At 50.9% G+C, this 7,826-nt stretch carries 3 protein-coding genes and 1 tRNA gene; 3 read left to right on the top strand and 1 reads right to left on the bottom strand.

The window, feature by feature from the left end; translation table 11 throughout:
* Positions 1-152: 152 nt before the first annotated feature.
* Positions 153-225, top strand: a tRNA-Ala gene (locus tag KQJ23_RS06910).
* A 747-nt stretch (positions 226-972) separates the two neighbouring features.
* On the opposite strand, the gene KQJ23_RS24085 is transcribed toward KQJ23_RS06910, so the two are convergent.
* Positions 973-1,236: a hypothetical protein gene (locus tag KQJ23_RS24085; protein WP_346779357.1), complete on the bottom strand. Its 264-nt coding sequence runs from the start codon at positions 1,234-1,236 to the stop codon at positions 973-975.
* A gap of 321 nt (positions 1,237-1,557) precedes the next feature.
* On the opposite strand from KQJ23_RS24085, the gene KQJ23_RS06900 reads away from it, so the two are divergent.
* Positions 1,558-6,309, top strand: coding sequence for an NTTRR-F1 domain (locus tag KQJ23_RS06900; RefSeq protein WP_249529555.1), 4,752 nt, complete (start codon positions 1,558-1,560; stop codon positions 6,307-6,309).
* A gap of 406 nt (positions 6,310-6,715) precedes the next feature.
* The gene (locus tag KQJ23_RS06895; RefSeq protein ID WP_216478069.1) at positions 6,716-7,813 is read left to right on the top strand and encodes a glycosyltransferase; all 1,098 of its coding nucleotides are present in this window, start codon (positions 6,716-6,718) and stop codon (positions 7,811-7,813) included.
* The last annotated feature ends 13 nt before the right edge of the window (positions 7,814-7,826 follow it).

The following is a 7,826-nucleotide window of genomic DNA, read 5'->3' as shown; positions in this document are numbered from 1 at the left end:
AATGTCTCCTGTCCCATAGTGACATTATCTCAGAACAGTTATAGGGTGACATTATCACAGCACAACAACATTTTACACCCCTGCTTCTTGACAAGTTCTGAAGGATTTTATATACTCAAAGGGTCGCTGTGAAACCAGTGCTAACTAAATAGGGGGCCTTAGCTCAGCTGGGAGAGCGCATCGCTGGCAGCGATGAGGTCAGGGGTTCGATCCCCCTAGGCTCCATAACAATGAAAAATCCCGATCCGAATGGATCGGGATTTTTCTCATTTAGGTGAGTACGATAACGGGAATACCCCCAAGGTACGCCGCACCCATGTATGCCCGCATCCATTTTTGCTTCCTAACGGACATTACATCTCCTTAGAAACCATTCTTTCATTTAAGTAAGTTCTAACGGACATTTGGTCCTCTTAAAGGTGAATTTTGGTGAGAAAAAACTGGTTGAGCCTGATAATATCCCTTATCGATCAAAGTACCATAATAATGCGTTCTAAAAGTCTCGAATGTCTTTTAGAGAACGAGATTCCGAAAGCTGCCAGGTGCGGTATCTTTGCTTCTCATCTACAACAGGCAACCGGTGTTTTATGTACAAGCCGCTGTAGAATACGCCTCGCATGCTTCTCTGAACGTTGGAGAAGGAAGCTAGTTCTTTTGAAGTGAATGGCCGTAAAAGTCGCCTTGCATAACGTATAGTCTCATTTTCAATCCAATCTAAAGAGTGCAAAGCCGGCAAAGAGGTAAACTTTCCAACGAATGAGAACACAAGCTGATTACAAATGGAGGGATCTTCCTTGATGGATAAATATGCGATAGGTAGGAATAACCAATCGTCAAGGCTTAACATAGCCTGCTTCATACATAAGTCTTTAAATCGCCCTGTTTCGATATCTCTCGCATGTGAGCCGCATCCAAGAATTTCGATCATCCTTTTACACCGGTCGGCATGTACGCGAGATCGAGTTAACGGTATCAATTGTTCAAATCCCGCACCTCCCATTCCGCATACAAATCATTGAAATTCCCGATTGCCGGGTACCAAATCCTTCTAAGAAACTCCACAGTTCCGTGACCCAACCCTTTCCTAAGTAACTCCCGCCTTCTAGGATTCAATTCATTGGAGATTTGTTTAGAAAGCCATTCTTCAAATTCAATTTCAAAACGTGATAATTTGATCTCTCCTCTCGCTAAAACAAAAAATACCACCCTGATTCTGAAACCGTGTGGTTTCATCATTCAAAGCGGCATATACTTCACGCCGATCATTTTCCTTTAAAACATAATCCCTACTTTTGATCAATAGTCTGGGATTTTTTACAGTTAAATACATTTTTAGAACCAAGCGAATTTGGCAAGAGAAGATTCTCGATTCTCATTTTAATGCAGGTATTCTAGTGGAATGTAATCGACATCATTTATTTCGTTTGATCGTCATGTGCTGATTTTTAGATCGAGTCTTTAAAAAATATACTGTTATCAGTTACTAACAGCGGAGACACATTTGAGATTAATTTCATAAGATGTACAAGTCTCTAGATATTTATTGGAGTAATTATGATGGAGGTGAAAGATTTAGTGAATTTAATCAATCTTGTAGTTAATGGTCAATTTGAGACTGGGACCTTAACCCCATGGTTCTCACAAGCTGTAAAGATTAACGCAACATATAGCCACTCGGGATTTTTCAGTGCACAGATGTCGGGTGGGCCTACTAACTCTTTTCTCTCACAGTTTTTTACCATTCAGGAAGGAGAAAATCTAGGTATCATTTATTCACTATCCAAAATTGGTGCGCTGCCTAGCCCAATGGTTAGTTTGTCTGTTGCTTTCTATGATGCAGCAACAAATTTCCTTGGGATGGGGTTAATCGTTATCAACTATAGTGGTCGAATTCCAGACGTGACATCTGAACAATGGCTGGAGTTGTATAACATTACTACTCCTGCTCCACAAGGAACTACGCAAGCACTTATTACAATCAGTGTACTACCTCAAGCGGGAGCAGCTGATATCCTGGTCGATGATATTGGAGTCCTCCTCTTTGATGGCGTAAATGGACCTACAGGACCAACTGGACCTACAGGACCTACAGGACCAACTGGTGTAACTGGCGCGACCGGAGTAACTGGAGCAACAGGAGCAACAGGAGCAACTGGTGTGACTGGAGCAACTGGTGTAACTGGAGTAACTGGAGCCACTGGTGTAACTGGAGCAACTGGCGTCACTGGAGTTACCGGAGCAACTGGAGCCACTGGAGCGACCGGAGCAACTGGTGTAACTGGAGCGACCGGAGCAACTGGTGTAACTGGAGCAACAGGAGCAACAGGCGCCACTGGAGCCACTGGAGCAACTGGTGTGACTGGAGCCACTGGTGTAACTGGAGTAACTGGAGCCACTGGAGCAACTGGCGTCACTGGAGTTACTGGAGCAACTGGAGCGACTGGTGCAACAGGAGCCACTGGTGTGACTGGAGTAACTGGAGCCACTGGTGTAACTGGAGCAACAGGAGCAACAGGAGCAACTGGTGTGACTGGAGCAACTGGTGTAACTGGAGTAACTGGAGCCACTGGTGTAACTGGAGCAACAGGAGCCACTGGTGTGACTGGAGCGACCGGAGCCACTGGAGCAACTGGAGCAACAGGTGTGACTGGGGCAACTGGAGCCACTGGAGCAACTGGCGTCACTGGAGTTACTGGAGTAACCGGAGTAACTGGAGCGACTGGTGTAACTGGAGCAACAGGAGCCACTGGTGTGACTGGAGCGACCGGAGCCACTGGAGCAACTGGAGCAACAGGTGTGACTGGGGCAACTGGAGCCACTGGAGCAACTGGCGTCACTGGAGTTACTGGAGTAACCGGAGTAACTGGAGCGACTGGAGTAACTGGCGTCACTGGGGCGACCGGTGCAACAGGAGCCACTGGAGCAACTGGTGCAACTGGTGTGACTGGAGCTACCGGTGCAGCTGGTGTAACTGGTGTAACTGGCGCAACTGGCGCTACTGGAGCCACTGGTGTGGCTGGAGTAACCGGAGCAACTGGGGCAACAGGAGCAACAGGAGTCACTGGCGCGACTGGTGTGACTGGTGCAATTGGAGTTACCGGTGCAACAGGAGTTACCGGTGCAACAGGAGCAACTGGTGTGACTGGAGCAACTGGAGTCACTGGAGCAACAGGAGTCACTGGCGCGACTGGTGTGACTGGAGCAACAGGTGTGACTGGGGCAACAGGTGTGACTGGAGCAACTGGTGTAACTGGAGCCACTGGAGCAACTGGCGTCACTGGAGTTACTGGAGTAACCGGAGTAACTGGAGCGACTGGAGTAACTGGCGTCACTGGGGCGACCGGTGCAACAGGAGCAACAGGTGTGACTGGAGCAACAGGTGTGACTGGAGTAACCGGCGTGACCGGAGCCACTGGAGCGACTGGCGTGACCGGAGCGACTGGAGCAACTGGTGTAACTGGAGCAACTGGTGTAACTGGAGCAACTGGAGTTACCGGAGCGACTGGTGCAACAGGAGCTATTGGCGTGACTGGAGCAACAGGAGTAACTGGCGCGACTGGTGTAACTGGAGCCACTGGAGCCACTGGAGCAACTGGTGCAACTGGCGCTACTGGAGCCACTGGTGTGGCTGGAGTAACCGGAGCAACTGGGGCAACAGGAGCAACAGGAGTCACTGGCGCGACTGGAGTCACTGGAGCAACCGGCGTGGCTGGAGCCACTGGAGCAACTGGTGTAACTGGCGCCACCGGAGCAACAGGAGTTGCTGGAGCTACCGGAGCAACTGGAGTCACTGGAGCGACTGGAGCCACTGGAGCGACTGGAGTTACCGGAGCGACTGGTGCAACAGGAGCTATTGGCGTGACTGGAGCAACAGGAGTAACTGGCGCGACTGGTGTGACCGGAGCAACTGGAGCAACCGGAGCCACTGGAGCGACTGGCGTGACCGGAGCCACTGGCGCAACTGGAGCAACTGGTGTAACTGGCGCCACCGGAGCGACTGGAGTGACTGGAGTGACTGGAGCAACAGGAGTCACTGGCGCGACTGGAGCAACTGGAGTAACTGGAGTAACTGGAACTATTGGCGTGACCGGAGCAACAGGAGCAACAGGAGTTACTGGAGCAACTGGTGCAACTGGAGCAACTGGAGTCACTGGAGCGACTGGAGCCACTGGAGCGACTGGAGTTACCGGAGCGACTGGTGCAACAGGAGCTATTGGCGTGACTGGAGCAACAGGAGTAACTGGCGCGACTGGTGTGACCGGAGCAACTGGAGCAACCGGAGCCACTGGAGCGACTGGCGTGACCGGAGCCACTGGCGCAACTGGCGCAACTGGAGCAACTGGTGTAACTGGCGCCACCGGAGCGACTGGAGTGACTGGAGCAACTGGAGCAACTGGAGCAACTGGAGCCACTGGCGCAACTGGCGCAACTGGCGCTACTGGAGCAACCGGAGTAACTGGAGCTATTGGCGTGACTGGCGCGACTGGAGTCACTGGCGCAACAGGAGCAGTTGGAGCAACTGGAGTAACTGGAGCTATTGGTGTGACCGGAGCAACAGGAGCAACAGGAGTTACTGGAGCAACTGGAGCAACTGGAGCAACTGGAGCCACTGGTGTAACTGGTGCAACTGGTGTAACTGGTGTAACTGGCGTCACTGGAGCAACCGGAGCAGCTGGTGTAACTGGAGCGACTGGTGCGACCGGAGTAACAGGAGCTACTGGTGTGACCGGTGCAACTGGAGCAACTGGAGCAACTGGAGCAACAGGTGTGACTGGAGCAACTGGAGTCACTGGAGCGACTGGAGTAACTGGTGCAACTGGAGTAACTGGAGTTGCTGGAGCGACTGGTGCAACAGGAGCTATTGGCGTGACTGGAGCAACAGGAGTAACTGGCGCGACCGGAGTAACTGGAGTCACTGGAGCAACTGGCGCTACTGGAGCAACGGGTGTCACTGGAGTAACCGGCGTGACCGGAGCAACTGGAGCAACTGGTGTGACCGGAGTAACAGGAGCGACTGGTGTGACCGGAGCCACTGGAGCAACAGGAGCCACCGGAGCCACTGGAGCGACTGGAGCGACTGGCGTGACCGGAGCCACTGGAGCCACTGGCGCAACTGGAGCCACTGGTGTAACTGGCGCCACCGGAGCGACTGGAGTGACTGGAGCAACAGGAGTCACTGGAGCAACTGGAGCAACTGGAGCAACTGGAGCTATTGGCGTGACTGGCGCGACTGGAGTCACTGGCGCAACAGGATCAGCTGGAGCAACTGGAGTTACCGGAGCCACTGGCGTGGCTGGCGCAACTGGTTTAACTGGTGCAACTGGTGTAACTGGCGTCACTGGAGCAACCGGAGCCACTGGCGCTACTGGAGCAACCGGAGCAACTGGCGTGACCGGAGCAACTGGAGTAACTGGAGCAACAGGAGCAACTGGAGTCACCGGAGCAATCGGAGCCACTGGAGTTGCTGGAGCGACTGGAGTAACTGGAGCGACTGGAGTCACTGGAGCAACAGGTGTGACTGGCGCAACTGGAGTAACTGGAGTAACTGGAGCAACTGGAGCAACTGGCGCAACAGGAGCAGCTGGAGTAACTGGAGTAACAGGAGCAACCGGAGCCACTGGAGTTGCTGGAGCGACTGGAGTAACTGGAGCGACTGGAGTCACTGGAGCAACAGGTGTGACTGGAGCAACCGGCGTGGCTGGAGTCACCGGAGCCACTGGAGTAACTGGAGTTACCGGAGCCACTGGAGCGACTGGTGCGACCGGAGTAACAGGAGCTACTGGTGTGAGCGGTGCAACAGGAGCAACAGGTGTGACTGGAGCAACCGGAGTAACAGGAGCTACTGGTGTGAGCGGTGCAACAGGAGCAACAGGTGTGACTGGAGAAACCGGAGTAACAGGAGCCACTGGAGCCACTGGAGCAGCTGGAGCAACAGGAGTTACCGGTGTAACTGGTGCAACAGGAGTTACTGGAGCAACTGGAGTTACCGGAGCAACAGGAGCCACTGGTGTGACTGGAGCCACTGGAGCAACCGGAGTAACTGGAGTAACTGGAGCAACAGGAGCAACCGGAGCAACAGGAGCAACCGGAGCAACTGGAGTAACTGGAGTAACTGGAGTAACAGGAGCAACTGGCGTGACCGGAGCAACTGGAGTAACTGGAGCAACAGGTGTAACTGGAGCCACTGGAGCCACTGGAGCCACTGGAGCCACTGGAGTTGCTGGAGCGACCGGGGTGACGGGACCTACAGGGGCAACCGGGCCTACTGGACCTACTGGTGCCACTGGACCTACGGGTCCGACTGGGTAACTGGTTGAACCAGGGAGGGAATTTGCTTCAGATCCTTATCCAACTTTTCTAGAGACTGCAACGGCTGAGAAACATTATGAACTTCACAATTCACAACATGATTTGATGTGAACGGTACACTTGTAGATTCCGGACCATATGATACAGCACTGCTGCATACATCTATGTTTAGTCGTCTAATTACAGATGTATTTCGATATACTGTTCCTGCAGCAACAATGAGCGTTGCGATCCAAGTAGGGGACATTTTCAAAAGCGCTGTGAATATATTTTCTGTTCAAGGAGTAAAGACTGACTTAAGTGTTATCTTGTTCTTCTCTTAGCTTCTTCGGAGAATACTTCCTCTTCGGGAGTATTCTCCTCTTCCTTCTCATCTCTTATTATCTTAATGAAAGGAATAACTCTCATGATTACCATAAGCCTTTGTATGATCGTAAAGAACGAAGAAGAAGTTCTTGCTCGCTGTCTGGACTCTGCCAAAGATATTGTTGATGAAATTAACATTATTGATACGGGTTCAACAGACCGTACGATAGAAATCGCCGAGCAATATACGGACCGAATTTATCACTTTCCGTGGACCGGCAGCTTCTCGGAAGCGAGAAATCATGCTTTTACTTATGCAACGAAAGAGTACATTCTATATTTGGATGCCGATGACGTTATTCTCGAGGGAGACCGACAAGCATTTCTCGAGCTTAAAAAAACATTAGATCCAACCGTGGATTCCGTCTCTATGTTTTACAATGCGGGCATGGATGAATTCGGAAACGTCACGCTTCGTTATCGCCGTAACCGTTTGGTTAAAACAGCTAAAAATTTTCAATGGCGCGGAGATGTGCACAATTATTTGGATGTGAGCGGCTATGTTATCAACTCCGACGTGGCCATCACCCATAAGAAGACGGAACATAAAGTCGGACGAAACCTGAAAATTTACGAAACCAAGATTGCCCGAGGCGATACTTTCAGCGCACGGGACTATTTTTACTATGGAAATGAATTGAGGGAGAACGGTCATTACGAAAAAGCCATTGAAAGCTATGAGGAAAATTTGAAGCTTAGAGAAGGATGGGTTGAGGATAAAATCAACGCATGCATCAATATGGCGGATTGCTATCGTTTTCTCGGAAAAATGCAACAGGAATTTGCCGCATTGTGCCGCTCCTTCGATTACAGTAAACCCAGAGCTGAAGTAGCAAGCCGGCTTGGATATTATTTTTATCGAAAAAATGACTATCATACAGCTATTTTCTGGTATGACTTGGCCACAAAGCTACCTGCCGATACGAATCAATGGAGTTTCAGCTTTCCTGCCTACTGGACCTGGTACCCGCACCTTCATATGAGCGTTTGTTATTACCGTTTAGGTCTATATAAGGAATCATACTTTCATAACGAAGAGGCCAGGAAATATAGACCTAACGATAAAAGTGTTGTTTATAACAAAAAGCTGCTTGAGGAAAAGCTGAATATCACAGATGGACAGGAACAACTTTTATAACTAAAGCTGAATC

It is taken from the genome of Paenibacillus brevis, from assembly GCF_018919145.1.
Taxonomy (GTDB): domain Bacteria; phylum Bacillota; class Bacilli; order Paenibacillales; family Paenibacillaceae; genus Fontibacillus; species Fontibacillus brevis.
The sequence above is the reverse complement of the archived record's forward strand: the minus strand, read 5'-3'. Positions and strand labels throughout refer to the sequence as shown.

Coding starts and splice junctions, on each gene's coding strand:
- KQJ23_RS24085 (WP_346779357.1), bottom strand. CDS start 1,236: ATGATGAAACCACACGGTTTCAGAATCAGGGTGGTATTTTTTGTTTTA.
- KQJ23_RS06900 (WP_249529555.1), top strand. CDS start 1,558: ATGGAGGTGAAAGATTTAGTGAATTTAATCAATCTTGTAGTTAATGGT.
- KQJ23_RS06895 (WP_216478069.1), top strand. CDS start 6,716: ATGATTACCATAAGCCTTTGTATGATCGTAAAGAACGAAGAAGAAGTT.